The 26,730-nt window shown below is 56.3% G+C and carries 25 protein-coding genes; 11 read left to right on the plus strand and 14 right to left on the minus strand.

What is annotated here, in order from left to right:
* Positions 1 to 205 precede the first annotated feature (205 nt).
* Entirely contained in the window at positions 206 to 1,396 is a 1,191-nt protein-coding gene (rlmI, locus tag FO014_RS01730) for a 23S rRNA (cytosine(1962)-C(5))-methyltransferase RlmI (RefSeq protein WP_201282925.1), read from the plus strand.
* Positions 1,397 to 1,472: 76 nt separating this feature from the next.
* The gene (gene hspQ, locus FO014_RS01735; protein WP_160027342.1) at positions 1,473 to 1,790 is read left to right on the plus strand and encodes a heat shock protein HspQ; all 318 of its coding nucleotides are present in this window, start codon (positions 1,473 to 1,475) and stop codon (positions 1,788 to 1,790) included.
* A 54-nt stretch (positions 1,791 to 1,844) separates the two neighbouring features.
* Here hspQ and FO014_RS01740 read toward each other — a convergent pair whose 3' ends face one another.
* On the minus strand, positions 1,845 to 2,258 hold the full coding sequence (locus FO014_RS01740) for a CoA-binding protein (protein ID WP_160027344.1): 414 nt from the start codon (positions 2,256 to 2,258) through the stop codon (positions 1,845 to 1,847).
* 292 nt (positions 2,259 to 2,550) lie between these two features.
* Between FO014_RS01740 and FO014_RS01745 the strand changes: the two genes are divergently transcribed.
* A complete protein-coding gene (locus FO014_RS01745) occupies positions 2,551 to 3,105 on the plus strand; it encodes a DUF2057 family protein (RefSeq protein WP_160027346.1) in 555 nt (184 codons plus the stop codon).
* Positions 3,106 to 3,243: 138 nt separating this feature from the next.
* The gene (locus FO014_RS01750) at positions 3,244 to 3,702 is read left to right on the plus strand and encodes a methylglyoxal synthase (RefSeq protein ID WP_160027348.1); all 459 of its coding nucleotides are present in this window, start codon (positions 3,244 to 3,246) and stop codon (positions 3,700 to 3,702) included.
* 36 nt (positions 3,703 to 3,738) lie between these two features.
* Here the strand turns inward: FO014_RS01750 and helD are convergent, their stop codons facing one another.
* Positions 3,739 to 5,793, minus strand: coding sequence for a DNA helicase IV (helD, locus tag FO014_RS01755; protein WP_160027350.1), 2,055 nt, complete (start codon positions 5,791 to 5,793; stop codon positions 3,739 to 3,741).
* 159 nt (positions 5,794 to 5,952) lie between these two features.
* On the opposite strand from helD, the gene FO014_RS01760 reads away from it, so the two are divergent.
* Both FO014_RS01760 and yccS read left to right on the plus strand, forming a co-directional pair.
* On the plus strand, positions 5,953 to 6,405 hold the full coding sequence (locus tag FO014_RS01760; RefSeq protein WP_105230559.1) for a YccF domain-containing protein: 453 nt from the start codon (positions 5,953 to 5,955) through the stop codon (positions 6,403 to 6,405).
* Positions 6,406 to 6,431: 26 nt separating this feature from the next.
* Positions 6,432 to 8,567 (plus strand): YccS family putative transporter, encoded by a 2,136-nt coding sequence (gene yccS / locus FO014_RS01765; protein WP_160027352.1) that lies wholly within the window; start codon positions 6,432 to 6,434, stop codon positions 8,565 to 8,567.
* A gap of 42 nt (positions 8,568 to 8,609) precedes the next feature.
* Here the strand turns inward: yccS and FO014_RS01770 are convergent, their stop codons facing one another.
* Positions 8,610 to 9,215 (minus strand): TfoX/Sxy family DNA transformation protein, encoded by a 606-nt coding sequence (locus tag FO014_RS01770; protein WP_160027354.1) that lies wholly within the window; start codon positions 9,213 to 9,215, stop codon positions 8,610 to 8,612.
* A gap of 230 nt (positions 9,216 to 9,445) precedes the next feature.
* On the opposite strand from FO014_RS01770, the gene sulA reads away from it, so the two are divergent.
* A complete protein-coding gene (sulA, locus tag FO014_RS01775) occupies positions 9,446 to 9,958 on the plus strand; it encodes an SOS-induced cell division inhibitor SulA (RefSeq protein WP_160027356.1) in 513 nt (170 codons plus the stop codon).
* Positions 9,959 to 10,319: 361 nt separating this feature from the next.
* Positions 10,320 to 11,387: a porin OmpA gene (ompA, locus tag FO014_RS01780; RefSeq protein WP_105230555.1), complete on the plus strand. Its 1,068-nt coding sequence runs from the start codon at positions 10,320 to 10,322 to the stop codon at positions 11,385 to 11,387.
* 110 nt (positions 11,388 to 11,497) lie between these two features.
* Here ompA and matP read toward each other — a convergent pair whose 3' ends face one another.
* Complete coding sequence (gene matP / locus FO014_RS01785) at positions 11,498 to 11,956, minus strand: macrodomain Ter protein MatP (protein ID WP_105230554.1); 459 nt, start codon at positions 11,954 to 11,956, stop codon at positions 11,498 to 11,500.
* 208 nt (positions 11,957 to 12,164) lie between these two features.
* Between matP and FO014_RS01790 the strand changes: the two genes are divergently transcribed.
* Both FO014_RS01790 and fabA read left to right on the plus strand, forming a co-directional pair.
* Positions 12,165 to 13,913 (plus strand): AAA family ATPase, encoded by a 1,749-nt coding sequence (locus FO014_RS01790; protein WP_201282908.1) that lies wholly within the window; start codon positions 12,165 to 12,167, stop codon positions 13,911 to 13,913.
* A gap of 68 nt (positions 13,914 to 13,981) precedes the next feature.
* Positions 13,982 to 14,500, plus strand: a complete 519-nt coding sequence (gene fabA / locus FO014_RS01795; protein WP_160027360.1) for a bifunctional 3-hydroxydecanoyl-ACP dehydratase/trans-2-decenoyl-ACP isomerase — start codon at positions 13,982 to 13,984, stop codon at positions 14,498 to 14,500.
* Positions 14,501 to 14,599: 99 nt separating this feature from the next.
* On the opposite strand, the gene FO014_RS01800 is transcribed toward fabA, so the two are convergent.
* From FO014_RS01800 to rlmKL, 8 genes are all read right to left on the minus strand, one after another.
* Positions 14,600 to 14,911, minus strand: a complete 312-nt coding sequence (locus FO014_RS01800; RefSeq protein WP_160027362.1) for a hypothetical protein — start codon at positions 14,909 to 14,911, stop codon at positions 14,600 to 14,602.
* Positions 14,904 to 15,041, minus strand: a complete 138-nt coding sequence (locus FO014_RS01805; RefSeq protein ID WP_160027364.1) for a hypothetical protein — start codon at positions 15,039 to 15,041, stop codon at positions 14,904 to 14,906. Before FO014_RS01805 ends, FO014_RS01800 begins: the two co-directional genes overlap by 8 nt.
* A 399-nt stretch (positions 15,042 to 15,440) precedes the next feature.
* A complete protein-coding gene (rmf, locus tag FO014_RS01810; protein ID WP_004964703.1) occupies positions 15,441 to 15,608 on the minus strand; it encodes a ribosome modulation factor in 168 nt (55 codons plus the stop codon).
* Positions 15,609 to 15,881: 273 nt separating this feature from the next.
* A complete protein-coding gene (gene pqiC, locus FO014_RS01815) occupies positions 15,882 to 16,442 on the minus strand; it encodes a membrane integrity-associated transporter subunit PqiC (RefSeq protein ID WP_160027366.1) in 561 nt (186 codons plus the stop codon).
* A complete protein-coding gene (pqiB, locus tag FO014_RS01820) occupies positions 16,439 to 18,085 on the minus strand; it encodes an intermembrane transport protein PqiB (RefSeq protein WP_105230550.1) in 1,647 nt (548 codons plus the stop codon). The genes pqiC and pqiB overlap by 4 nt, the downstream gene beginning before the upstream one ends.
* Entirely contained in the window at positions 18,072 to 19,385 is a 1,314-nt protein-coding gene (pqiA, locus tag FO014_RS01825; protein ID WP_201282909.1) for a membrane integrity-associated transporter subunit PqiA, read from the minus strand. The genes pqiB and pqiA overlap by 14 nt, the downstream gene beginning before the upstream one ends.
* 73 nt (positions 19,386 to 19,458) lie before the next feature.
* Positions 19,459 to 21,363, minus strand: a complete 1,905-nt coding sequence (locus FO014_RS01830) for an ABC transporter ATP-binding protein (protein WP_160027368.1) — start codon at positions 21,361 to 21,363, stop codon at positions 19,459 to 19,461.
* A gap of 5 nt (positions 21,364 to 21,368) precedes the next feature.
* Positions 21,369 to 23,489 carry a bifunctional 23S rRNA (guanine(2069)-N(7))-methyltransferase RlmK/23S rRNA (guanine(2445)-N(2))-methyltransferase RlmL gene (gene rlmKL / locus FO014_RS01835; RefSeq protein ID WP_160027370.1) on the minus strand — a complete coding sequence of 707 codons (2,121 nt, stop codon included), beginning with the start codon at positions 23,487 to 23,489 and terminating at the stop codon, positions 21,369 to 21,371.
* A gap of 103 nt (positions 23,490 to 23,592) precedes the next feature.
* Here rlmKL and FO014_RS01840 point away from each other — a divergent pair, with 103 nt between their 5' ends.
* Positions 23,593 to 24,696, plus strand: coding sequence for a YcbX family protein (locus FO014_RS01840; protein ID WP_160027372.1), 1,104 nt, complete (start codon positions 23,593 to 23,595; stop codon positions 24,694 to 24,696).
* 2 nt (positions 24,697 to 24,698) lie between these two features.
* On the opposite strand, the gene FO014_RS01845 is transcribed toward FO014_RS01840, so the two are convergent.
* Positions 24,699 to 25,247: a cell division protein ZapC gene (locus tag FO014_RS01845; protein ID WP_160027374.1), complete on the minus strand. Its 549-nt coding sequence runs from the start codon at positions 25,245 to 25,247 to the stop codon at positions 24,699 to 24,701.
* A 235-nt stretch (positions 25,248 to 25,482) separates the two neighbouring features.
* Complete coding sequence (pyrD, locus tag FO014_RS01850; protein ID WP_160027376.1) at positions 25,483 to 26,493, minus strand: quinone-dependent dihydroorotate dehydrogenase; 1,011 nt, start codon at positions 26,491 to 26,493, stop codon at positions 25,483 to 25,485.
* Positions 26,494 to 26,730 lie beyond the last annotated feature (237 nt).

Here is a 26,730-nt window from a genome sequence, read left to right on the forward strand (position 1 = left end):
GCTCATTTCCCGTCGCCGCCGGCGGGACACCACAACATAGTCGGATTATTCAAACAAATCACGTAAACTAGCCCGACATGATGGCCGCTGCGCCCTACGCCGGACATCCATCCAACATCGCCTGCGGCGCCCATCGCCCGGCGATGATGATGTCATTTTGACTGATAATGACCTATCCGTCGTCATCCACCGTATTGAAAGAGTAATCATAATGCGCCTGTTTCTCGCCAAAGGACGTGAAAAATCCTTGCTTCGTCGTCATCCCTGGGTCTTCTCCGGAGCGGTTCAACGCATCGAAGGCAAGCCGCTTTCCGGTGAAACCATCGATATCCACGACTGTCAGGGAAAATGGCTGGCCCGCGGCGCCTATTCGCCGGAATCGCAAATCCGCGCGCGCGTCTGGACTTTCCAGCAGGATGAAGCGATTGATATCGCGTTCTTTATCCGCCGTTTACAGCAGGCGCAAAGCTGGCGTGACTGGGTCGCCAAACGCGACGGGCTGGACGGCTACCGCCTGATCGCCGGCGAATCTGACGGCATGCCGGGCATTACCATTGACCGCTTCCAGAATTTCCTGGTGCTGCAGCTGCTGTCCGCCGGTGCCGAATATCAACGCGCGGCGCTGATCTCCGCCCTGCAGCACTGCTACCCGGAATGTGCGATTTACGACCGCTCCGACGTGGCGGTGCGTAAAAAGGAAGGTCTGCCGCTGACGCAAGGCCCGGTACTGGGCGAACTGCCGCCGACGCTGCTGCCGATTACCGAGCACGGAATGAAGCTGCTGGTCGATATTCAGCAGGGACACAAAACCGGTTTCTACCTCGATCAGCGCGACAGCCGCCTGGCCGCGCGTAATTTCGCCGCCGGCCGCCGCGTGCTGAACTGTTTCTCCTATACCGGCGCCTTTGCCGTCTCGACCCTGATGGGCGGCTGCAGCCAGGTGATCAGCGTTGATACTTCGCAGGCGGCGCTGGACGTGGCCCGCCAGAACGTCGAGCTTAATCAACTGGATGTCAGTAAGGCGGAGTTCGTGCGTGACGATGTGTTCCAACTGCTGCGCAACTATCGCAATCAGGGGGAAAAGTTCGATCTGATCATTATGGACCCGCCGAAATTCGTCGAAAATAAGAACCAGCTGGCCAGCGCCTGCCGGGGGTATAAAGATATCAATATGTTGGCGCTGCAGCTGCTGAACCCTGGCGGGATTTTGCTGAGCTTCTCCTGCTCCGGGCTGATGGCAACCGATTTGTTCCAAAAAATCCTGGCTGACGCCGCTGTCGACGCCGGTTGTGATATACAATTTATAGAGCAGTATCGGCAGGCTGCCGATCACCCGGTGATCGCCACCTATCCGGAAGGGCTGTATCTGAAAGGGTTTGCATGCCGAGTGATGTAACTTGAAATAGACCGTTTTGCCCCCATATCGATGGTATGCAAAGGAGCGGGCAAAAACTGTTTCTCAGGAGGTCACCATGATTGCCAGCAAATTCGGTATCGGACAACAGGTTCGTCATAGACTGCTGGGGTATCTGGGCGTCGTGATTGATATCGACCCTGAATACTCTTTGGAGCAACCTAAAGCTGACGAAATCGCCGCCAACGACGATTTACGTTCCGCGCCGTGGTACCACGTCGTGATGGAAGATGAAGAAGGCCAGCCGGTTCATACCTATCTGGCGGAGGCGCAACTGGCTGGTGAAGAGCAAGATGCGCATCCGGAGCAGCCGTCGCTCGATGAGCTGGCGGAGTCCATCCGCAGTCAACTGCAGGCGCCCCGCCTGCGCAACTAAGCATCACGGCCTGAGAAACCTGCAGGGCCCGGCGTAGTGCCGGGCCCTGCTTTTTTATCGCTCCAACCCCAGGCGCGGGATTTCGATTTTCGGGCAGCGGTCCATCACCACCTTCAGCCCGGCCGCCTGCGCCAGCTCCTCCGCCTGGCTATTAATCACGCCAATCTGCAGCCACAGTACCTTGGCGCCGATGGCTATCGCCTCCTGCGCCACGCCATAGGCCGCTTCCGCATTGCGAAAGACATCGACCATATCAATGGGATGGGGGATATCATCCAGACTGGCGTAAACCTGCTGCCCAAGCAGCGTCTGCCCGGTCAGCTTCGGGCTTACCGGCGTAACCTGATAGCCCTGCGACAACAGGTAGGCCATTACGCCATAGCTCGCACGCGCGGGTTTATCACTGGCGCCGACCAGCGCAATACTTTTCACCTGCCGCAACACCTCGGCAATCTCACGATCGTCCATCTCGCTCTCCTGATTATTGGCGGGTAGTGCCTGCCGTTTAGTCTATACCCAAAAGCGCGGCTTGGCAGTCGATAAACCTGTGCGATAAGCCTCGGATAAAAATAACAAACGCTGCAACCCTGAGGATTTTTTGCGGTCTGAAGGAATCAACCGCTCGTCGGTTACGGATTATATGTCAAAATATCAACAAAAATGACAACATGTAACCACGCGGCGGCTGACGGAAAAATTTTGACACACTGTGTCCGCTCCTCAACAATAGAAAGCATGCCTGCAGATAAGGAGATAACGAATGAAATTTGGTCTGGTGGTTACGGGATTGCTCGGCGTTTGCCTGAGCCTGTCGGCCGTAGCTACGACCCTGCAGCTCTCCCCGGATATCGAACTGTTGGTTGTTGACGGCAAACAGATGACCGGCTCGCTGTTAAAAGGCGCTGACAGTCTCGAATTAAACGGCGGGCAGCATCAACTTCTGTTTAAGGTCAGTAAACCCCTGCATGCGGCAACGCAGCCGCCTTCACTATACACGTCGCCATTAATGCTGGTGGCATTCAACTCGCACAACGTCAGCTCGGTGGCGATCCAGCTTCCCCCGATCGACAGCCAGCAGGATGGCCAGCGCTTTGAGCAGCAGCAAAATTATCAGGTGATCGATAAACAGGGAAAGGCGCTGCCGGCAAAACGCGACATCCTGCAGGTTACCCCGCCGTACGCCAATGAGCGGCTGGAAAAAACCGTCGCCGACTATAACCGCCAGCCACGCCCGGCCGCCGTCCCGGCCTTTGCCCGCCAAAACGCCGGCGACCGGGAAAATTTATCCCCCGGCAAGCCCTGGCGTACCCCATAATGGCGCCTTTGCCGGACAAAATGGCGGTAAAGGCTGGCGTATGTCACTTTATTATGATTTGCAACGCGTAAACGCTAGGCAGAAAAATGCAGTTTCAGTAATCTGCTGAGTATGATTCGGTAAGCCAAGGATATTGCAATGGAAGTGACAACCCGCACGATTGCGGAACGCAAACATATCGCCCTGGTGGCGCACGATCACCGTAAACAGGATTTGCTGCGGTGGGTCGAAGAACATAAAGCGGCGCTGGCCCAGCATCAGCTTTACGCCACCGGCACCACTGGCAACCTGATCCAGCGCGCCAGCGGCATTCCGGTACAGAGTATGCTAAGCGGCCCGATGGGCGGCGATCAGCAGGTCGGCGCGCTGATCTCGGAAGGCAAGATTGATATGCTGATTTTCTTCTGGGATCCGCTGAACGCCGTGCCGCATGACCCCGATGTCAAAGCGCTGCTGCGTCTGGCGACGGTGTGGAATATCCCGGTGGCCACCAACCGCGCCACCGCCGATTTCCTGATTGACTCTTCACTGTTCACGCAGGCTGTGGACATTACCATTCCCGACTATCAGCGCTATCTGCAAGAACGCCTGAAATAACGGTTAACTGCCGGGCCGCCTGCCGCAGCCCGGCGATTACGGTTTTTTCTGCAGCGGCACGCCCAGTTCATGCAGCTGTTCGACAAATACCGACGGCCGCTCGCGATCCTGCAGCAGCCACACCTGATGTTTGGCACGCGTCAGCGCCACATACAGCAACCGCCGCTCTTCCGCGTCCGGAAAATCTTCCGGCTGCGGCAGCAGCACATCTTCCAGCACCGACTCACGCGCCACTGCCGGGAAGCCGTCGTTGCCGTCATGCAGCCCGACGATAATGACATACTCCGCCTGCTGACCTTTGCTGGCATGAATGGTCATAAAGTCGAGATTGAGCTTCGGCCAGCGGGTGGCGGCCTTCTGCAGTACCTCCGGCTTTAAATGATGGTAACGCGCCAACAGCAAAATGCGTTCGTCAGGCTTGGCGTAACCGCTGAGCTTATCCAACAGATTTTCCAGTTGCTCCTGCGGCAAAATTGCCACCGACTTCTTATTGCCCTTGCTTAAGCTGTTGAGCGGCTTTTTCAGCTGATGCGGGTTCTGCTGTACAAAGCGGTTGGCGATATCGCCGATACGTTCGTTGAAACGATAGGTGGTATCCAGGGCGCACTGCGCCCCGGCACCAAAGTTATCGGCAAATGCGGTGGTCAGGCTGAGCTCCGCTCCGCTGAAACGATAGATAGCCTGCCAGTCGTCACCGACGGCAAACAGACAGGTCTGCGTGTTTTGTTTACGCAGTGCGGCCAGCAGTTGCGCGCGCTGTGGCGAAATGTCCTGAAATTCGTCCACCAGAATATGCTTCCAGGGACTGACGAAGCGCCCTTTCTCCAGAATGTTGACCGCCTGATGAATCAAGCCGGAAAAATCAACCGCCCCCTCCGCCTTCAGCGCGCTTTTCCACGCTTTCAGCAGCGGCGCCATCAGCCGGATACGTTTGGAGAACAGATCGCGGTTTTCGTCATCCGCCTGCTCGATCATTTCCGCCTGGCTGCCGCCGTGCATACGCATCAGCCCCAGCCAACGCTCCAGACGTCCCGCCAAACGTGACGCCAGACGCCGATCCTGCCAGAAATCCCCTTCGGGCACTTCCCATTCCAGCTCATCCGTCAGCCATTGGCGCCAGCCTTTCGCCTGCGCCTTTTTCTCCGCGCACTGCTGCTGCCAGCTGGCGATCAGTAATTCACGCCGGGCCTTGCTGTCGGTTTCCAACTTGCTGATGACGGGGACTTTGCGGCTGCCCTGCTGGATAATCTGCAGCGCCAGCGCGTGAAAGGTTTTCGCCTGAATTGCGCTGACGCCGAGACGTTCTTCTATGCGCTGATTCATCTCTTCGGCCGCCTGCCGGCCGAATGCCAACAGCAGGATTTGTTCCGGCGCGGCCTCCTGCCGGCGCAGCAGCCACCCGGCGCGCGCCACCAGCACGGAGGTTTTGCCGCTGCCGGCCCCGGCCAGCACCAGCACCGAGTCTTCACCATTGACCACCGCCCGGCTTTGCGAGGCGTTCAGCGGTGAGGTTTCCACCGTTTGGAAGAAATCAGCATGTTCCGCCAGCATCCGCTCCGTCCACTGCCGGTTACGTTCGGCGACGCTGTACGGCCCCTGCTGCAGCCACTGTTGGCAGAGTCGGTAATCATCACGGCAGTTGTCAAAACTTTCCAGACGCGTCGCCGGCATCGGCAGCGCGCCGAAGGCTTCGCGGATCTGCTGCTGCAGTTTACCCAGCGCCGAGCGCTTAAACCATTTATCCTGCTGCTCAATTCGCTGGATATTTTCCACCTGCTGTTGCAGCACGCCGGCGCTGATCTCGCTCATTTCGGCGCTCCAGCGCTGCCAGGCCTGCAGCATATAGTGGTAGAAACGCTGCGTTTCCTGCCATTCGGTACCGTGCAGACGCACCACTTTTTCGTCCGGCAGTTCGAACTCAAGTTCGCCCCAGACAATGCCGCGTTTACAACGGACCTCAATCAGTTGATTGAACGGAATCAGATATTCATGCTTTTCACCGCTGACCTCAACGCCGGCATGCAACAGTCGTACTCTGTTATAAGGATGCTGAGCCAGGTGTTTTCCCAGCGATGTCGCTTTAAGTTCCATATCGGCGTGCCATGACTCTATTGAGATTGGAGAGTTGCCAGTTTACCTGTGATAAGCAGTGACACTCTAGCGCTAAAAAAAGGGTAGAATAGTTTCTACGTTTTGATAGCAAACGCAACCGCCTGGCGGTTTGACCATGATTAGAGCAGAGTCCCAACCATGCGTACTGTACTGAATATTCTGAATTTTGTGTTAGGCGGTTTTTTCACGACCCTGGCGTGGCTGTTCGCCACCCTGGTCAGCATCGTCTTAATCTTTACCCTGCCGCTAACCCGCTCGTGCTGGGAGATCACCAAGCTCTCGTTCCTGCCTTACGGCAATGAGGCAATCAGCGTTAACGAACTGTACCCGGAAAAAAGCAATGCGCTGCTTTCCGCCGGCGGCTCGCTGCTCAATGTATTCTGGCTGATTTGCTTTGGCTGGTGGCTATGTCTGTCGCATATTACCGCAGGTATCGCCCAGTGCATCAGCATTATCGGTATCCCGGTAGGCATCGCCAACTTTAAAATCGCCGCCATTGCGCTGTGGCCGGTCGGACGCCGGGTGGTTTCAGTCGAAATGGCTCAGCAGGCCAGAAGCGAAAATGCGCGTCGCCAATACCAACAACGTTAATTTTTTCTCCGTCTGAGGAGTTTTTTGTGCTTGCTTTTGCACCGGCGCTGCGTCGTTATGCCTACAACAGCAGTCTGCTTTACAACCTGCGTATTTTTATCGCTCTGGCCGGCACTACCGCCGTTCCCTGGTGGCTGGACGTTCCCAAGCTCACCATTCCGCTGACGCTGGGAGTGGTCGCCGCCGCCCTCACCGATCTGGATGACCGGCTCGCCGGCAGGCTGCGTAATCTGCTGATTACGCTGGTCTGTTTTTTTATCGCCTCCGCGTCGATTGAACTGTTGTTCCCCTATCCGTGGCTGTTTATTCTGGGCCTGGCGCTGTCTACCTGCGGCTTTATTCTGCTCGGGGCGCTGGGGCAACGTTACGCCACCATCGCGTTCGGCGCCCTGCTGATCGCGGTGTACGCCATGCTCGGCACCTCGATGTACGACATCTGGTACCAGCAACCTATCCTGCTGATTGTCGGTGCGGTCTGGTATAACCTGCTGACGTTGGTAGGCCACCTGCTGTTTCCTATCCGCCCGCTGCAGGAAAACCTGGCGCGCTGCTATCAGCAACTGGCCAACTACCTGGACGCCAAGGCCAACCTGTTCGATCCGGACGCCGAGAAAGACGCCGACCTGCCGTGGATGGACGTCGCCATGGCCAACAGCAGCCTGGTCAGCACGCTGAATCAGACAAAAATGTCGCTGTTGACGCGTCTGAAAGGCGATCGCGGCCAGCGCGGCACCCGCCGCACCCTGCATTACTATTTTGTCGCGCAGGACATCCATGAACGCGCCAGTTCGTCGCACGTTCAGTACCAGGCATTGAGTAAACAGTTCCGCCACAGTGATATTCTGTTCCGCTTCCAGCGGCTGCTCAGTAAACAGGCCCGCGCCTGCCAGCAACTGGCGCAATCGATCCTGCTGCGGCAGAAATACCAGCATAACAACCGCTTTGAGCCGGCATTTACCCGCATTGAAGAAGCCCTGTCGCGCATCGCCGTCAATGCGGATAACCGTGAGCTGACCAAAGCGCTGTCTCACCTGCTGAAAAACCTGCGGGCGATTGACGCCCAGTTGGCGAATATTGAATCGGAACAGGCGTTGGCCAACGGCCAGGAAGAAGAGAACAGCCTGTCGGACGACCGGCTGACCGGCTGGAGCGATATTCGCCTGCGCATCAGCCGCCACCTGACCCCGCAATCAGCGCTGTTCCGCCATGCCATCCGCATGTCGGTGGTGCTGTGCATCGGCTATGCGTTTATTCAGTTGACCGGCATGCGGCACGGTTACTGGATCCTGCTTACCAGTCTGTTTGTCTGCCAGCCCAACTATAATGCCACCCGGCGGCGGCTGGCCCTGCGTATTATCGGCACCCTGGCGGGGATTCTGATCGGCCTGCCGATTCTGTACTTTGTCCCGTCGCTCGAAGGCCAACTGGTGCTGATCGTGATCAGCGGCGTGCTGTTCTTCGCCTTCCGTACGGTGCAGTACGCCCACGCCACCATGTTTATTACCTTATTGGTGCTGCTGTGCTTTAACCTGCTTGGGGAAGGCTTCGAAGTCGCCGCTCCACGCGTTTACGACACGCTGTTGGGCTGCGCCATCGCCTGGGCGGCCGTGACCTTTATCTGGCCGGACTGGCGTTTTCGTCAGTTGTCCGCCGTCGTCAGCAAAACGCTGAATGCCAACTGCCGCTACCTGGACGCGATCCTGGTGCAGTATCACGAAGGTAAAAATAACGGCCTGCCTTACCGTATCGCCCGCCGCGACGCCCATAACAGCGATGCGGAACTGGCGTCGGTGATCGCCAATATGTCTGCGGACCCCAAAGCCGATAAGGCAACGCAGGAGGCAGCCTTCCGGCTGTTGTGCCTCAACCATACGCTCCTGAGTTATATTTCGGCGCTGGGGGCCCATCGTGAACGGCTGACCAATATCGACGTGTTCAACGTGCTGAACGATGCCGTTTGCTACGTAGACGGCGCGTTGCAACACAACGCAGCCGATGCTCAGCGCATCAGCCTGGCGCTGGAAAAACTGTCAGCGCGCATCGCACAGCTGACGCCAGAACCAGAAAGCAAAGAGCAGTTAGTACTACAGCAAATAGGACTGGTTGTTGAACTTCTGCCGGAGCTGACGTCGTTGAACGCGCAGATCGGGCAATCACAATGAGCCTGTAACCATGGTAAGGTGCGTTACAGCAGCTAACGCGCCTTATGACACTTCTTTATTAAACCAGGCGCTCAGTTCTCCGCGGATCTCTTCAGGCAGCGCGGCGTGATGATAACCAGCAATCGCGCCGGCCAACGACAGCAGCGCCTTCAGCCCCAGGTTCTTTTGCTGCAGCATCAGCTTCAGAAACGATCCTCTGGCCCCCTGCAAACGTAAATCATAGACGTCGCGTATCCCTACCCGCCACAGCAAACGCTCCAGGCCGGCATCAATATTCGGTAAGCCCTTCAGGCGCCTGCTGCCGCGACTGCGGATCTGTAGCTCTTTGCTCGCCTCGCGCTTTGCCTGCCAGGCAAGTTCAAACAGCGCCTGCGGTTCTCCCCACAGCTGGTGGTCTACCCAGTAATAGCGCATGATGATCGGCACACCGCGCTTCGAGTACACCATGTTGACCATACCGCGCGCGCGAAATTCTGACTCCAGGCTTTTTGTGGCGCGTAAATACATCTCACCGTCGGCAACGACGGCAAACATCACCCCGTCGGCCAGTAGCCCATAGCCGCCGAACTGTGAGCGGGTAGTAATATTGCCCAGTGTGCCAAAACAGGTTTTTGCCTGCGCGACTCTTGCTATTGTTCTTCCATGCATAACGTTCTCCTCTGTGGCTTTTCAGTCAATCATAATTAAAATCAATAAGATAAAACTTACAAGAACACGTAATAGAAAAATACGCATTAATGTCAGCACTGCCAATCACAATTCAGGCGCGTACAAAAAACGTTCACAATTATGCGAGGCGTGACGAAAAATTGGCTTGATCTCGGCAGGCATTGGGGGTACTGTATATACATACAGTACAACTACAGGCGGGATATCACATGCGTACTCAATCACTTCACAAAGCCCATCGCAGCCATAACGCGTTTACCCTGAATGGGGTGCCGGACGCTTCTGCGGGCAGCGCCAGCGAAAATGGCCTGATCGGTGAATTTGTTTACAACGAGCATCAGCCCGCGGTCACTCAGCTTCTATTATTACCGCTGTTGCAGCAGTTAGCCACCCAGTCGCGCTGGCTGCTATGGCTGACGCCGCAGCAGAAACTCAGCAAACTGTGGCTACAGCGCTCTGGCCTGCCTGCAGATAAAGTCGTACAATTAAGCCAAATCAGCCCGATCAACACGGTCGATGCGATGGAAAAAGCGTTGCTGACGGGGAACTACAGCGCCGTTCTCGGCTGGTTACCTGAGCTAAATGAGGAAGATCGTCTAAAATTACAGCGGGCGGCTGAACAGGGGCATGCTTACGGCTTTATTATGCGTCCTCAGCGTGACACCATTCCGGCTCAGGGACAGTTTCCGACCCTAAAAATTCACTCTTCTTTGTATCATTAAGTAAATTTAGGATTTTTCCCATCATTTTTATCCCCCGGAAACGGAACCTTTGGGGGATCATGGACAAAGCGAGAGCAGCCGCGGTTCCACGCCCCTACCCGAACAAAAAATCGGCTAAAAATACGCCCGAATCTGTTAGCAAATATGACTGTTTCTGCGTTTTTTTTTAGAGCTTTATCACATCACACTTGTAACTTTCGCGCCACGTTGTAGACTTTACATCGCCAAGGTTGCTCTATAACGCCAGTAAAAAACTGGAGAGTAACAAACGAGGGCACAAACCTTGGCGAAGGAATTTAACCAAGGGCTTAAAAATCAGCTTTAAAGCTCATTGCCTATTTGGATGATAACGAGGCGCAAAATGAAAAAGACAGCTATCGCATTAGCAGTGGCACTGGCCGGTTTCGCTACCGTAGCGCAAGCCGCCCCAAAAGATAACACCTGGTACACCGGTGCTAAACTGGGCTGGTCCCAGTATCATGACGTAGGTTTCTATGGCAACGGCTACACCGGTACCGGTAACGGCCCTATCCATGAAAACCAATTGGGTGCTGGTGCGTTCCTGGGTTACCAGGCGAACCAATACCTGGGCTTCGAGCTGGGCTATGACTGGCTGGGCCGTATGCCTTACAAAGGCAGCGTGAACAACGGTGCTTTCAAGGCACAGGGCGTTCAACTGGCAGCTAAACTGAGCTACCCAATCGCTGACGATCTGGACATCTACACCCGTCTGGGTGGTATGGTATGGCGTGCAGATTCCAAAGCTAACTTTGGCAATGGCACCCGCATCAGCAACCACGACACCGGCGTTTCTCCGCTGGCTGCGATTGGTGTTGAATACGCACTGACCAAAAACTGGGCTACCCGCCTGGATTATCAGTTCGTTAGCAACATCGGCGACGCAGGCACCGTGGGCGCACGTCCAGACAACACCATGCTGAGCCTGGGCGTTTCTTACCGTTTCGGTCAGGACGAAGCAGCTCCAGCACCAGCTCCAGCTCCAGCTCCAGTTGTTGAAACCAAGCGTTTCACTCTGAAGTCTGACGTTCTGTTCAACTTCGGTAAAGCAACTCTGAAACCAGAAGGCCAGCAGGCTCTGGATCAGCTGTACAGCCAGCTGAGCTCTATGGATCCTAAAGACGGTTCCGTAGTTGTTCTGGGCTACACTGACCCAGTTGGTAAAGATGCATCCAACCAGCGTCTGTCTGAAAACCGCGCTCGCAGCGTAGTTGACTACCTGGTTTCTAAAGGCATCCCTGCAGACAAAATCTCTGCACGTGGCATGGGCGAAGCTAACCAAGTTACCGATAGCTGCGGTTACAAAAACGGCCGTGCTACCAAAGCACAGATCGAGTGCCTGGCACCGAACCGCCGTGTAGAAATCGAAGTTAAAGGCGTTAAAGACGTTGTAACTCAGCCACAGGCTTAAGTTACCTCTTCTTAATAAAAAACCCCGCGCTGCGGGGTTTTTTTTCGTCTGTATTCGGTTAGCGCCACAAAAAAACCGGCGCGCGGCCGGCTTATCGTTCGTTGCTATCCCTACTCTTCGTCTTTGCCCAGGATCGCTTTCAGATCCTGTTTCAACGACGACATCTGACTGGCATACTTCTCTTTTCGCTCGGCATCTTCAATCAGCTGCACCACCGTTTCCGACAGTGTCACGCCGCGACGACGGGCTAACGCCGCCAAACGCTGCCACACTAAAAACTCCAGGTCGATGGATTTTTTACGCGTATGCTGATGCTCGGAATTAAAATGGCGTTTGCGTCTGGCGCGAATAGTCTGTTTCATCCGGTTATCAAGCGCAGGGTTCATATGTGCATGAATCCAGGCCAGGACTTTAACCGGCTCGTTCTCCAATTTCAGCAGCTCGTCAACCGCGTCCTGCGCAGCGCTGTTTTCAATGTAGCGGGTGATAAGTTCCCCTTCCCGGTGCTTCTTCACCAGGTATTTCCATTTCCAACCGCTCTCCAGGTTTTCCAGTTGCTGATATTTCATCGTGAGCTCTTCAGTGACCGCGTAACTTCAATAAGCATAACAGCTTTACGCCGAATTTCCCCGGCAATTAAAACCTCTGACAGACTGTTTTTTACACAGTCGTCGCCCGATGTCAAACTCCCGGACATCAAGCGGCACTCCACTGTATCAAGCTGACGTTATTCTTGTATAATCGCTGTTTCACTTTTTGATAATTGCATCTAACACTTTGACCAATAACCGACTTGAATGGCAATCTTTGTTGCCTGCCGTTGCGCCTTACCAGGCGATATTCGATTCTGCTGCTCAGTTGGCGCCCGTCACCTTTGCTGCGCTGCAGCCCCGGCTGGATAATGCCCTGACGTTATTCTGCCATCCACGTTCTCAACCCCGTTTTATGCTGCTTAAGGCGCAGGAAAACCGTGAATATCTGGCATTAATTGCGAGTGCGGTCACACAGCGCCAGCCACAGCAGCCAAGCTGCCCCGGCAGCCATTACACCGTGCACAACGGTCAGGTTCAGGTCGAGCCGGCCAGCCAGGGCGATGAGCCGTTTGCCGCCGGCGGCGCCTGCATTTTCCAGGAATGGGTTGAGCCTGAACAGCTGTTCGGCTGCGTACGCCTGCAGCAAGGCAACGTTACCCTGGCGCCCGGGTTGATACACCGCGCCAACGGCGGCGTACTGATCCTCTCCGCACGTACCCTGCTGGCACAGCCCCTGATGTGGCTGCGTCTGAAGCAGATGATCGGCCAACGCCAATTCCAGTGGTTTTCCCCGGATGAAACGCGCCCGCTGCCGGTCACTATTCCTCCGATGCCGTTGGAGCTGCGTCTTATTGTGGTGGGCGACCGCCTTGGGCTGGCCGACTTCCATGATATGGAGCCGGAAATCAGCGAGCTGGCGATGTACGGCGAATATGAAGAAGAGCTGCAGCTCGCCGACGATGAAGATATGACGCTGTGGTGCGGCTATGTGAATACTCTGGCGGCCGAACGGCAGTTGCCGGCGCTGGCCGCCGACGTTTGGCCCCCTCTGCTGACTCAGGCGATACGCTACAGCGGCGATTGCGCCAGCCTGCCGCTCTCACCGACCTGGCTAGGCCAGCAGCTGTCTGAAGCGTCGCTCTATGCCGAAGAAGGCCTGATTACCGCCAAAGCGCTCAATGCCGCCCTGACCACCCGCCAATGGCGTGAAGGCTACCTGGCCGAGCGCATGCAGGATGATATCGAGCTAGGTCAGATCCTGATCCAAACCGAAGGCGAAGCGATTGGCCAGATAAATGGCCTGTCGGTGCTGGATTATCCCGGCCATCCCGGCAGTTTCGGCGAACCCTCGCGCATCAGCTGCGTAGTCCACCTCGGCGACGGAGAATTTACCGACGTCGAACGAAAAGCAGAGCTGGGCGGCAACCTGCATGCCAAAGGCATGATGATTATGCAGGCGTTTTTAATTTCCGAACTGGAATTGGATCAACAGCTGCCGTTTTCCGCCTCCATGGTGTTTGAGCAATCGTATGGTGAAGTCGACGGCGACAGCGCCACGCTGGCCGAACTGTGCGTACTGATCAGCGCCCTGTCGCAACAGCCGATCAACCAGCAGATTGCCGTCACCGGCTCCGTCGACCAGTTTGGCAACGTACAGCCCATCGGCGGCGTTAACGAAAAAATCGAAGGGTTCTTCGACGTCTGCCTACGCCGCGGTCTGACAGGCAAACAGGGCGTTATTTTGCCGGCGGCCAACGTCCGTCATCTGTGTCTGCGTCAGGATATAGTCGATGCGGTGCGTGAAGAGCAATTTCACCTGTGGGCGGTGGACAGCGTAGCGGAAACCTTGCCATTATTAACAGGTTGCCTCTATGCCGATGAACAGCAGCCTAACTTGCTGGCGGCGATTCAGGAACGGATAGCGCAGGTGAACCCGCAGGAACGGCAACGGCCATGGTGTTTACGCTGGCTCAACTGGTTTAACCACGGCTGATCGGACTTGTTCAGCGTACACGTGTTCGCTAATCTTCGTCCTTCATTAAAATAAGGTTTACTGAGAACATGGTAGATAAACGCGACTCCTATACGAAAGAAGACCTCGAAGCATCCGGCCGTGGCGAGCTGTTCGGCGCCGGCGGCCCGCCGTTGCCGGCAGGTAACATGTTGATGATGGACCGCGTGGTCAAAATGACAGAAGAAGGCGGTACCCACGGTAAAGGCTACGTTGAAGCAGAGCTGGATATCAATCCGGACCTGTGGTTCTTCGGCTGCCACTTTATCGGCGATCCGGTTATGCCTGGTTGCCTGGGTCTGGACGCCATGTGGCAACTGGTAGGTTTCTACCTCGGCTGGCTTGGCGGCGAAGGCAAAGGCCGCGCGCTGGGCGTCGGCGAAGTGAAATTCACCGGTCAGGTCCTGCCTACCGCGAAGAAAGTGACCTACCGCATCAACTTCAAGCGCGTTATCACCCGTAAATTGATTATGGGCGTAGCCGACGGCGAAGTCCTGGTTGACGGCGAAGTGATTTACACCGCCTCCGATCTGAAAGTGGGCCTGTTCAAGGACACCACGGCGTTCTGATGGCCAGAGGCGGCTTACCCGGCCGCTGAGCATACGATACAAGAAAGCCTCGCTTAGCGAGGCTTTTTAATACGCAATTACCGTGTACCCGTCGCTGCCTTAGTGGAATGCAATCCGCGCCTCAACCTGTCCCGGGCTCACCCGGTCATGTAACGCAACCCGCATCGCTTCAAACACCAGCATATCGCCAACCAGCGGGAAGTTCTGCCCCTGCTCAGGAAGGAACGTCTTACCGATGTAAGAGAGCCGGATGCCGCTATCCAGATGCGACGTGGCAAATAGCGCTTCTTCGCCCGGTGCGCTTGCCCCGCTAAAATCCCCGACCATCGTCTTACACGCCTGGTTGAACACTATCCGTCCATGCATGGTCGCCGCGCTGCTGCCTGCCACGCTGAATATCGAGTCAGACACCTTCGCCATCATAATCTCTACGTCGGCCGGGCCAGAGCGCCGCAAAAGGCAACAAACCGCCGCCCAACTCGGGGACGGTCAATGGACTATCGAGTACTTCCGCACGAAAACGAATAGATTTAATCGCCATGTCATTTTCCTATTCAGTTTCCCTTCTCTGTATAAAGCCCCGCTCTCGCCAGACTTTACGCGTTCTCCAGCAGTCCGGGGATAGCGTTGACTGCGTTAATTTTCAGCAGCGTCCCCCTGACCACCGCCACCTTCTTGTTAGACATTATCGCTGCATCATATAAAGCCGATACGGCAAATAACCGCACAACTCATTGTTATATAATAATTTTACATAGCCTTGATAACATAAAAGGGGCATTAAGTAAGGGCGGTAAAAAAAATTACTCGGCATTTTTTTGTGGGGAGGTGTGGAAAGACGGTTTAAATGAAGATTGCGTACGGTAACGTTGCCCGGAAGCAGAAATGAAAACCTCCGCACACCGGCGGAGGTCACTCCTTCTTCATGACAGAGAGCCGCTTAAGCGGTCACAGCCCTGTCTTCCATGGCTTGTCGCCAACCTCCCAGCCAATTGGCCCGGGCGTCTAAAGACTGGTAGGGACAAAGTTCCCTGGAACGCCCTGAAAGACCTGCTTGGTAACCACGGGACTGTGCCCGCTCCAGACGATCTCGCTTCTGTCTCTTCATGCCTCGTTTCCCTCATTCTTGGTCTGCTGGAAAGAAAACAGCGGCCACTTTTTGTGCAGCCACGCATAACCAATAGCGCGATTCGCGGTGAAGATCAATGCGCAAATTTCACGCCAGTGTCATATTTGTGAGCTATACACGCAGAAATCGCTAAGTGGCTGATAACGCGAGAGTCAGTTTAACATATTGAAATTTATCAACAAAAAACGCCGGCACTCATTGAGCAATGAGCCGCCGGCGTTCGCTTAGATCGTTTAAGCCCCGCTTATGTCATCAAAAACGACCGAGCTGGGCAGCAATGGTCTGCGCTTCCTGTTGCCAGCCGGTGGCCAGCGTACGCACTAACGCATCGTAGCCGTCTTCGCTCTGCGTCAGCGCCAGACTAAACGGCCGCTTAATCATCTGTCCCTGGCGGTTCAGCACCCATTCGCCGCTAATAATCGCCTTGCCGTCATAGCGACCGTGAAAACCGGTGATCGTCACGTTCAGGACATCCTGATCGCTGCTCATCGGCTGCGAGGAAACCAGCCAGCCCGGCAGCGCATTGCTCAGGTTAGTGACCAATGACTGCTGCAGCTGCTGATCCAGTGGGCTGGCCCACAGGTTGTTCTGACCAATCACGTACTGCACGTCATTGGTCTGGTACACCACGCCGTTCTGCGCCAGATAATCCGCCACGCCGACGTGCTCAAGCCACAGCTGGCGCGACGCCGAGGCCGCGCTCCCCTGCTGCGCCGGCGCGCTCATCGCCGGCAGCTGATAGTAGGTTTTCTGTGGCGTACTGCTACAGGCGCTGAGCAACAGCGCCAGAGTTACCGGAATCCATTTCATCATTGTTTGGCCTTCTTCGGCTGAGGATCGTCGCTGCTCTTGGCTTCAAACACCAATGCATTGCTCTTGTCATTCAGGGTGCGCAACACCGGCTGCAGTTCGCGCAATACCTGATCCAGACGCTGCATATCGCCCACCATTTTATTGTAGGCAGGAGAACCCGGCTGGAAGCCTTTCATACTGCGGTTCAGTTCCTGCAGCGTTTTCTGCATATCCTGCGGCAGATCTTTCATCGCCTTGCTGGACATAATCTCGTTCAGCGACTTCATGGTTTCCTGCGTTTCACGCATGGTGCGTTGGCTTTCCGCCAGCGTTTTGGTCGCCTCGTTGATCATCGGGTTCAGCGGCATCGCATTGATCTTGTCCAGCGTCTGCATCAGCTTCTGCTGAATTTGCGCCAGGCCACCGCTGGTGGTCGGCAACAGCGGATAACCGAACATTGTATGCGGCCCTTTCCACTCTTTTTGCTGCGGGTAGAAGTCCAGATCGATATACAGCGAACCGGTCAGCAGGTTGGCGGACTTCAGCGACGCACGCAAACCGCGGGACTCGGCGTCCTTCAGATGCTGCTCCATATCGAAGTCTTTACCCAGCTGTTTCTGGAAGCGATCCGGCTCGATGCGGATCAGCACCGGAATACGATAATCGTTGTTCAGACTCTGCTCCAGGCCTTCTTTATAGAACGGCACCTGAGCAACGGTCCCCAGGCGGATGCCGCGGAACTCAACCGGCGCGCCAGGCTGCAAACCACGTACCGAATCAGAGAAGAACATCAGGTAATCTTTATGCACGGTATACAGCGAATCCTGGATACTGCGCTGGTTCTCGTACAGCTCGTACACGGATTTCTCTTTCGCCTTCGCGCCGCGCTCCCAACCCTGCGGGACGTCAAAGCTGACGCCGCCGCTGAACAGCGTAGTCAGCGATCCCATCTCAACCCGCATGCCTTGCGCCGACATGTCGAACGTCACCCCGCTGTCTTTCCAGAAGCGGACATTGGTGGTCACCAACTGATCGTAAGGGGCAGAGACAAACAGCTGATAACGCATGGCGCGGATTTTCGGGTCAAAGTAACTGGTTTCCACCGAGCCGACGCGATAGCCGCGGAACAGTACCGGATCGCCGGCGTTCAACTGGCCGGACTTATCGCTGTCGAGCACAATACGCAGCCCTTTGGCGTCCGGAGAGGCCAGCGGCGGCGCATCCAGTAATTGATACTCTTCTTTACCCGCATCGCCCTTGCTGCCAGGCTGTAGCTCAATATAGGCGCCGGACAGCAAGGTGCCGAGACCGGTGACCCCCTCACGGCCGATTTGCGGCTTCACCACCCAAAAGGCGGAATCCTGACGCAACAGTTTATTCATGCCGGCGTTAAGCCGCGCCTTCACCAGCACCTTATTCAGGTCGTCGCTCAGCGTCACGCTCTCGACGGTGCCGACATCTACGCTGCGGCTTTTGATTTTGGTTTTACCCGCCTCCAGTCCTTCCGCCGTCGTGGTATATAAGGTCACCACCGGCCCCTGATGGCTGAAATGGTAAAACAGGATCCAGGCGCCGATCAGCGCGGTGACGATCGGAATAATCCACACCGGCGACCAGCGCTTAATCTTTTCAACATCCGCGATGCTATGATTACTTTCCGTCACCTTGCGGCTCCTTCTTTATTGTTTCACTTACGCGATCCCAACTCAGGCGGGGATCAAACGTCATGGCGGCAAACATCGTGAGGATCACCACCAGGGCGAACAGCAGCGCGCCGGTAGCAGGATAAATACTCATCAACTGTCCCATTCGTACCAACGCCGAAAGTACGGCGATGACAAACACGTCGATCATTGACCACCGGCCAACAAACTCTACGACTTCATAAATCAGGTGCATGCGTTCACTGTCCGCACGCTGTTTTCCTTTAACGTTAGCGTCCCAGCACAGCCAGCCGATCGCCAGCATTTTCAGACTCGGCACCATAATACTGGCGATAAAAATCACCATGGCGACCGGATAAGAGCCGTCGCTCCACAGCAAAATCACCCCGGCCATCACGGTGGACGGCATTTTATTGCCCAGCGCCTCTGTCACCATAATCGGCATCAGCATCGCGGGGATATACAGAATAAATGAGGTGATCAGCAGCGCCATAGTCCACTGCAGACTATTATTGCGCCGAACATGACCCTGCGAGTGGCAGCGCGGGCAACGCAGCTGCTCCGCCGGCAGAATCGCGGTGCAGCAGCGGCAGGAACGCAGCCCCTGGCGCATACCGGTCTTGCCGACCGTGACCGGCTGTGCGACTGACGGCGTCGCTTCAATCTCCTGCCACAGCCAGCGACGATCTACACACTGGAAAGCGCGCACCTGCAACAGACAGAACAGACAGTAAGGAATAAAACTGGTGCCGATGCCGATATCGCCGTATGCCATCAGCTTGACGAAGCTGACCAGCACCCCCGCCAGGAAAATCTCCACCATGCACCAGGTTTTGAACTGGAACAGCACTTTCGCCATCCACACTTTCAGCCCCTGCGGCAGTCTCACCCTGCCGCACAGCAGGATAATCGCCAGCATGCAAAACGTCGGGATCAGTTGGACAAACACCATAAACAGCGTTGCCATGCTGGCGTAATCTTCCGCCACCATCACTTCAGGAATATGGATAAGTTTGATTTCGCTGACGATGCCGGCCACGCGCATATTGACGAACGGGAACAGGTTAGCCACCAGCAGCATAAACAGCGCGCTGAGCGCATAGCCGATCGGCCGTTTGCGTGGCTCATCCCAGCGGGCGCTGAGCTGAGTCTTACAGCGTGGGCACACCGCTTTGCTGCCATAGGACAAAGGCGGCATGGCCACCAGCATGTCGCATTGCGGACACAAAATCAGACCATCTTGCTGCTCGCCGTGCAACGAATGGCTATGCTGCTGGTGATCTTCGTGGGAACACACCATTTTCCTCCTTAACAACATCAACGCTCAATGCTGTAACCCGGCCCGCAGCAGCTCGCGGGCCGGATTGAGCCAATCAGCCGTTTTTCATCGCTTCCAGTTCTTCCCAGCGGGCAAACGCGCTTTCCAGCGCCTGCTCGGCGGCGGCCAAATCGCTCAGCACCTTTTGCGTCTCCTCATGGGGACGCGAGAAGAAATCGGCATCGCTGACTTCAGCCTGTAACGCCTCAATCTCCGTTTCCAACTGTTCGAGACGCTGCGGCAATTGTTCCAGCTCACGCGTCAAGTTATAGCTCAGTTTGGTCGCAGACTTCTTCGGCTGCTCGGTTTTTTTCTCCGCCGGCTTGCTCTGAGCTACCGGCGCGGCCTGGCGGATCGGTTTGGCGGTGGCGCGCTGATGGTGGGCGTCATAATAGCCGCCGACAAAGGCGTTAATCACGCCGTTACCTTCAAAAATCCAGCACTCGGTCACCGAGTTGTCCACGAACTGACGATCGTGGCTCACCAGCAGTACGGTGCCCTGATAGCCGTCGATCAGCTCTTCCAGCAGCTCCAGCGTTTCTACATCCAGATCGTTGGTTGGTTCATCGAGGATCAGCAGGTTGCTTGGCTTCAGGAACAGCCGCGCCAGCAGCAGGCGGTTGCGTTCACCGCCCGACAGCGCCTTCACCGGCGTCATCGCCCGTTTCGGATGGAACAGGAAGTCCTGCAGATAGCCGAGCACATGGCGTGAACGGCCGTTGACCATCACTTCCTGCTTGCCCTCCGCCAGGTTGTCCATCACCGTACGTTCAGGATCCAGCTCCGCGCGGTGCTGGTCGAAATAGGCCACTTCCAATTTGGTGCCGCAGTGCACGCGGCCGCTGTCGGCCTGCAACTGGCCGAGCATCAGCTTCAGCAGCGTGGTTTTGCCGCAGCCGTTCGGCCCGACCAGCGCAATTTTGTCGCCGCGCTGCACCTGAGCGGAGAAATCGCGCACCAGCACTTTATCGCCAACCTGATAGTTGACGTTCTCCAGCTCAAAGACGATTTTGCCGGAGCGCGTCGCCTCTTCCACCTGCATCTTGGCGGTGCCCATCACTTCGCGACGCTCGGCGCGCTCCATACGCAGAGCCTTCAGCGCGCGCACGCGCCCCTCATTGCGGGTACGGCGCGCCTTGATGCCCTGACGGATCCACACCTCTTCCTGCGCCAGTTTACGGTCGAATTCGGCGTTTTGCAGCTCTTCCACCCGCAGCGCCTCCTCTTTGCCCAGCAGATACTGATCGTAATTGCCCGGCCAGGAAACCAGCTTGCCGCGGTCCAGATCGATAATGCGCGTCGCCATATTGCGGATAAACGAACGGTCGTGGGAGATAAAGATGATGCTGCCCTGGAACTCTTTCAGGAAGCCTTCCAGCCAGTCGATAGTTTCAATATCCAGGTGGTTGGTCGGCTCATCCAGCAGCAGCACGCGCGGCGAACTGACCAGCGCGCGCCCCAACGCCGCCTTGCGCAGCCAGCCGCCGGAAAGCGATGACAGCTGCGCTTCGCCGTTCAGCCCCAGCTGCGCCAGCACTTCGGCGATCCGGCTGTCCAGTTGCCACAGCCCGTGGTGATCGAGGATCTCCATGACCTTCGCCATCTTCGCCAGGTTCTTTTCGCTGGGATCCTGCTCTACCTCGTGAGAGATCGCGTGATAGGCCTTCAGGTGTTCGGCCTGTTCGGCCACCCCTTCCGCAACAAAATCAAACACCGTGCCGCCGATATTGCGCGGCGGATCCTGTTGCAGGCGCGCAACAATCAGATCCTGTTCATAAATCACCCGGCCGTCATCCAGCGGCTGCTCTTTACCGAGAATTTTCAGCAGGGTGGATTTACCGGCGCCGTTGCGCCCGACCAGACACACGCGCTCGTTGTCTTCGATATGAATTTCGGTGTTGTCCAGAAGCGGCGCATCGCTGAACGACAGCCAGGCGCCGGACATGCTAATTAACGACATAGTAATTATTTTCCTTCGCCGGCATGGGTAACCAGCCAGCAGTTGTGAATCTGACGGTTACGGGCAAAATCCTGCGACAGCGTCTGAGCGGTGATCTCTTTCGCTGCCAGCCCCAATGCCTGCAACCCGTCCAGATCCATGCGGAAACCGCGCTTGTTGTTCGAGAACATAATGGTGCCGTTGCGGCGCAGCAACCGTTTTAAATCCGCCATCAGCGCCAGATGATCGCGCTGAACGTCAAAGGTGTTCTCCATCCGCTTGGAGTTGGAGAACGTCGGCGGATCGATAAAGATCACGTCGAACTGTTCGGCGGCATTATGCAGCCATGACAGGCAATCTGCTTGTATCAATCGGTGCTGCCGGCCGGTCAGGCCGTTGGCGCGCAGGTTTTTCTCCGCCCATTCCAGATAGGTGCGCGACATATCGACCGTGGTGGTAGAGCGTGCGCCGCCCAGGCCGGCGTGGACGCTGGCGCTGCCGGTATAGGCAAACAGGTTGAGGAAATCTTTCCCTTTGCTCATCTCACCCAGCATACGGCGCGCGATACGGTGATCCAGGAACAGGCCGGTATCCAGATAGTCGGTCAGGTTGACCCACAGCTTGGCGTTAAACTCTTCCACCAGCAGGAACTCGCCCTTCTGCGCCAGTTTCTCATACTGGTTTTTGCCCTTCTGCCGTTCGCGGGTCTTGAGCACCAGCTGGTTGGACGGCAGATCCAATACCGCCAGCGTGGCATTGATCACGTCAAACAGTCGCTGGCGCGCTTTTTGCGCATCGACCGTTTTCGGCGGCGCATACTCCTGCACCACAACCTTGCTGCCGTAGCGATCCACCGCCACGTTATATTCCGGCAGATCGGCGTCGTACAGGCGATAGCATTCAATCCCCTGTTGCTTCGCCCATTTATCCAGTTTTTTGACGTTTTTACGCAGCCGGTTGGCGAAATCTTCCGCCACCTGAATGCCGCCGCTGCCCTGCGGGCTTTCCGCCAGCTGATAGTTTTTCTGCACGCAGTCCAGCGGGCCGTTTTTGGCCTTGTACTGGCGCTCGGCGCGCAGCTGCAGGCAGCTCAGCAGTTCCGGTGAAGCGCTGAACAGCGACAGTTGCCAGCCGCCGAATGCGCTCTTCATCACGCGCCCCAGCATGTTGTGCAGCGCAATCAGCGCCGGTTCGCTTTCCAGGCGTTCGCCATACGGCGGGTTGCTGAGTACGGTGCCTGCCGGGCCTTCCGGCAGCGGGTTGTGCAGCTTGCTGACGTCATTGACGTTAAAAGTAATCAGTTCAGCGACCCCGGCGCGGCGGGCGTTGGCGCGCGCCATGTCAATCACCCGGCGATCGATATCCGAACCGAAGAAGCGCGAGGTCGTTTCCTGCAGTCCGCGGCGGGCGCGCACCTGCGCTTCCGCCACCACTTCACGCCACAGCTCGGCGTTATGGCCGTTCCAGGCGCTGAAGCCCCAGTGCTGGCGATGCAGCCCCGGCGCGCGGTCGGCGGCGATCATCGCCGCTTCGATCAGTAAAGTACCGGAACCGCACATCGGATCCAGCATCGGCGTGCCCGGCTGCCAGCCGGAGCGCTGCACGATCGCCGCCGCCAGAGTCTCTTTCAATGGCGCCTGCCCGGTCAGATCGCGGTAGCCGCGCTGGTGCAGGCCTTCGCCGCTCAAATCGAGCGCCACGCTGGCCATCTCGCGTTGCAGGAAGACGTTTATCCGGATGTCCGGCTGCTGTTTCGCCACGGTCGGGCGCTGGTCGATTTTGCGGGTAAAACTGTCGACGATGGCGTCTTTCACTTTCAGCGCGCCGTACTGGCTGTTGCGGATCTCTTCGTTCACGCCGCTGAAGTGGACGGCGAAGGTTTTATCCACGCCGAAAATCGACGTCCAGTCAATCGCCTGCACGCCAAGGTAGAGATCCAGATCGCTGTGCACGCGGAATTCATTCAGCGGCAGCAAAATGCGCGAAGCCAGGCGGCTCCACAGCAGACTTTGGTACAGAAGACGATCGTCGCCTTGAAAATGTACCCCACCCTGCACGACTTTACAGGCGTGGGCGCCAAGCCGCTCCAGTTCGCTTTTTAACAGTTCTTCCAATCCACGCGCTGTGCTAGCAAACAAAGAGTTCATATCGTACTTATCACCAAAAAGAAAATTGTTGCGCATTATAGCTAATCCGCACCGCTTGTCATAAAGTTGCTCCTCCCTATTTACAAAACCCACGGAGGCAAGGGTGATCACGCTTTCTCGGCTTTACGTCCATCCGGTGAAATCTTTACGCGGTTTACAGCTCTCCCACGCCCAGGTGGCGAACCACGGGCTGGCGTTCGATCGCAGCTTTATGATCACCAGCCCCGACGGAACCTTTATTACCGCGCGGCAATATCCGCAGATGGTGCTGTTCACGCCGGCGCTGCTGGCGGACGGCCTGTATCTGACAGCGCCCGACGGCGACGGTGCGACGATCCGTTTTGACGACTTTGCCGCCGAGCAGCAGCCGACCGAAGTGTGGGGCAACCATTTCACCGCCCGGGTGGCGCCGGCGGCCATCAACCAGTGGCTGAGCGGCTATTTCCAGCGCGACGTACAGCTGCGCTGGCTCGGGCCGGAACTGAGCCGGCGCGTCAAAAAACACCCGGAGGTGCCGCTGTCTTTTGCCGACGGTTATCCGTTCCTGCTGATAAATGAAGCCTCATTCCGCGATCTGCAGCAGCGTTGCCCTGCCGGCATCAAGCTGGAGCAGTTCCGCCCGAACCTGGTAGTGACCGGCGCCGCGCCCTGGGCTGAAGACGGCTGGCAGGTGCTCCGCGTAGGCGAGGTGATGTTCGACCTGGTCAAACCGTGCAGCCGCTGCGTGCTGACGACCGTCAGTACCGAACGCGGACGCAAACACCCGAGCGGTGAGCCGCTGACGACGCTGCAGGGCTTCCGCACGGCGGATAATGGCGATGTGGATTTCGGTCAGAATATGATTGCCCGCAACAGCGGGATTATCCGCGTTGGCGATACGGTTGAGGTCTTGTCGAACAAACCGCCGCGTCCTTACCACGCCGGCAAGGTGGCCGAAAAGGTGCAGGCGCCGCAAAACCAGGCGCAAAGCCTCACCATCGACTATCAGGGTCAGGTGTTTAGCGGCAACAATCAGCAGATTTTACTGGAACAGCTGGAACAGCAGGGCATCCGCGTTCCCTACTCCTGCCGGGCGGGGATCTGCGGGACCTGCCAAATGACGCTGGTCAAAGGCGAAGTGACACCGCTGACAAAAAGCGCAGTGGCGAATGACGGCACAATTCTGTCTTGCAGCTGTATACCCAAAAGCGATCTGACGTTAAGTTAGGCTCAGACCGCTCGGTCGTACGCCGGCGCGGCATCGGCATCGTGCGAATAGGGTTTCAGGCGGTCGTGCATCACCTTGATGGCGTCGCCGAATACCATGGTGCGCCCCGCTACCGTCAGCTGCCCTTGCGCCAGTAAACACAGACTGGCGTTATCACCGGCTTCCACGACCAACAACCGCGCATCCTGCCCGCTGTCCATCACTTTTACCGCGGCCAGCTCGCCGTTTTTCGGCTGCAGCGGAAAATGCTGTTGGGCAAAGTGCCAGCTCTTCGGCATCAGCGGCTTGAGGAAACGGTAGGCCACCAGCGCATTCAGCACCAGTTCCGCGCGCTGCTCATGGCTGAGTTTGGTGCGCTTGCACTGCTCTTCATAGGTAAAGTACAGCGCGGCATCCTCAACGCAAAACGCGCATTCGTTAAATGCGTCCGGCGTCAGCATCTTGGCCGGAAAGCGCGAACGAAAGATCATCCCGTTGGCTAAATCAAGCATCAGCCGGTCGTGTTCGGCGTCAAAATACCAACGCCAATTATCGTCAGGTTTTATCTTCATCGTTTGTCCTTTATCGCCACTCGCCAACGAATATGCCCGGCATAAAAAGAAGCCGCGCTCGCTGTGCGCCGCTTCTCAAATCGGGCATATAATTTACCCCAAAGGGTGATTCTACCACCTAAAATCTTGCCTAAACATCGGATAATTCCGCGAACGATATTTAGGCTAATGAACAAAATATAGACGAGCCGGGGGAATAAATAAACCCCCGACAAGGTCTGAAAGGAAAAAAATATCAGATATGGTTAACGATATCTTTAATCAAACGCGGACCATGGTAGATAAAGCCGGAATAAATTTGCACCAGCGTCGCCCCCGCCGCTATTTTTTCGCGCGCGGCGGTCAGGGAATCAATTCCGCCGACGCCGATAATCGGCAGCTTGCCCTGCAGTTCCTGCGACAGACGACGAATCACCTCGGTACTGAGCGACTGGACGGGACGGCCGCTCAGCCCGCCCATCTGTTCGCAGTAATTTAATCCCTGCACCAGTTTACGATCCAGCGTGGTATTGGTGGCGATGACCCCATCAATATTATGGCGAACCAAACTGTCAGCAATTTGGATCAATTCTTCCGCAGAAAGATCCGGCGCGATCTTTACCGCAACCGGCACATATTTGTGATGGCGCTCATGTAACTCCGCCTGTTTATTTTTAACCGCCGCCAAAAGATCGTCCAGCGCTTCCCCATACTGTAGGGATCTTAATCCCGGGGTATTCGGCGAGGAGATGTTGATCGCAATATAACCGGCATACGGATAAACTTTATCCATGCAGATCAGATAATCGTCTTTACCCTCTTCTACCGGCGTATCTTTATTCTTGCCGATATTAATCCCCAGGATGCCGCCAAAATGGGATTTTTTGACGTTCTCAACCAGGTTGTCCACGCCGTGATTATTAAAACCCATGCGGTTGATAATGCCTTCCGCTTCAACAATACGGAACAGACGCGGCTTGTCGTTGCCCGGCTGCGGGCGCGGCGTCACGGTGCCGATTTCAATAAAACCGAAGCCCATCGCGCCCAGCGCGTCGATGCATTCGCCGTTTTTATCCAGACCGGCGGCCAGCCCTAGCGGATTCTTAAAAGACAGCCCCATACAGGTTACCGGTTTGGTCGGCACCGACTGGCGCACCAGAAATTCGAAAGGGGTGCCGGTCACACGGCGCAGTTGCTGGAAGGTCAATTCATGCGCGCGCTCTGGATCGAGCTGGAACAACGCTTTCCTGATGAGGGGGTAGTACATGTACTCTCCTGATTTCCCGGTTATCCCCAAGATGCGGAAGTGGCCGCCGCATCCCGAACGCTATTGGGTTAGTTACAAACCGGGGGCATATTATCCGGGATCCCCGACGTAATTGGAATTGATTCCGCGCAAAAAAGGCGTTTTTTACGCAACCGTTTTCCCGCCGCTCCCGCCGCACATCGCCAATGCGTATTTCCGCATAACCAAAGCCAAAAATGAGATTTAAAAAACCGGCCG

Origin of the sequence: Serratia rhizosphaerae (assembly GCF_009817885.1) — a bacterium.
In the GTDB taxonomy this organism is placed as follows: domain Bacteria; phylum Pseudomonadota; class Gammaproteobacteria; order Enterobacterales; family Enterobacteriaceae; genus Serratia_B; species Serratia_B rhizosphaerae.

What these genes read in the sequence shown, in the direction of transcription:
- hspQ (WP_160027342.1), top strand. Translation starts at nt 1,473, where the DNA reads ATGATTGCCAGCAAATTCGGTATCGGACAACAGGTTCGTCATAGACTG.
- FO014_RS01740 (WP_160027344.1), bottom strand. Translation starts at nt 2,258, where the DNA reads ATGGACGATCGTGAGATTGCCGAGGTGTTGCGGCAGGTGAAAAGTATT.
- FO014_RS01745 (WP_160027346.1), top strand. Translation starts at nt 2,551, where the DNA reads ATGAAATTTGGTCTGGTGGTTACGGGATTGCTCGGCGTTTGCCTGAGC.
- FO014_RS01750 (WP_160027348.1), top strand. Translation starts at nt 3,244, where the DNA reads ATGGAAGTGACAACCCGCACGATTGCGGAACGCAAACATATCGCCCTG.
- helD (WP_160027350.1), bottom strand. Translation starts at nt 5,793, where the DNA reads ATGGAACTTAAAGCGACATCGCTGGGAAAACACCTGGCTCAGCATCCT.
- FO014_RS01760 (WP_105230559.1), top strand. Translation starts at nt 5,953, where the DNA reads ATGCGTACTGTACTGAATATTCTGAATTTTGTGTTAGGCGGTTTTTTC.
- FO014_RS01770 (WP_160027354.1), bottom strand. Translation starts at nt 9,215, where the DNA reads ATGCATGGAAGAACAATAGCAAGAGTCGCGCAGGCAAAAACCTGTTTT.
- sulA (WP_160027356.1), top strand. Translation starts at nt 9,446, where the DNA reads ATGCGTACTCAATCACTTCACAAAGCCCATCGCAGCCATAACGCGTTT.
- ompA (WP_105230555.1), top strand. Translation starts at nt 10,320, where the DNA reads ATGAAAAAGACAGCTATCGCATTAGCAGTGGCACTGGCCGGTTTCGCT.
- matP (WP_105230554.1), bottom strand. Translation starts at nt 11,956, where the DNA reads ATGAAATATCAGCAACTGGAAAACCTGGAGAGCGGTTGGAAATGGAAA.
- fabA (WP_160027360.1), top strand. Translation starts at nt 13,982, where the DNA reads ATGGTAGATAAACGCGACTCCTATACGAAAGAAGACCTCGAAGCATCC.
- FO014_RS01805 (WP_160027364.1), bottom strand. Translation starts at nt 15,041, where the DNA reads ATGGCGATTAAATCTATTCGTTTTCGTGCGGAAGTACTCGATAGTCCA.
- rmf (WP_004964703.1), bottom strand. Translation starts at nt 15,608, where the DNA reads ATGAAGAGACAGAAGCGAGATCGTCTGGAGCGGGCACAGTCCCGTGGT.
- pqiC (WP_160027366.1), bottom strand. Translation starts at nt 16,442, where the DNA reads ATGATGAAATGGATTCCGGTAACTCTGGCGCTGTTGCTCAGCGCCTGT.
- pqiA (WP_201282909.1), bottom strand. Translation starts at nt 19,385, where the DNA reads ATGGTGTGTTCCCACGAAGATCACCAGCAGCATAGCCATTCGTTGCAC.
- FO014_RS01830 (WP_160027368.1), bottom strand. Translation starts at nt 21,363, where the DNA reads ATGTCGTTAATTAGCATGTCCGGCGCCTGGCTGTCGTTCAGCGATGCG.
- rlmKL (WP_160027370.1), bottom strand. Translation starts at nt 23,489, where the DNA reads ATGAACTCTTTGTTTGCTAGCACAGCGCGTGGATTGGAAGAACTGTTA.
- FO014_RS01845 (WP_160027374.1), bottom strand. Translation starts at nt 25,247, where the DNA reads ATGAAGATAAAACCTGACGATAATTGGCGTTGGTATTTTGACGCCGAA.
- pyrD (WP_160027376.1), bottom strand. Translation starts at nt 26,493, where the DNA reads ATGTACTACCCCCTCATCAGGAAAGCGTTGTTCCAGCTCGATCCAGAG.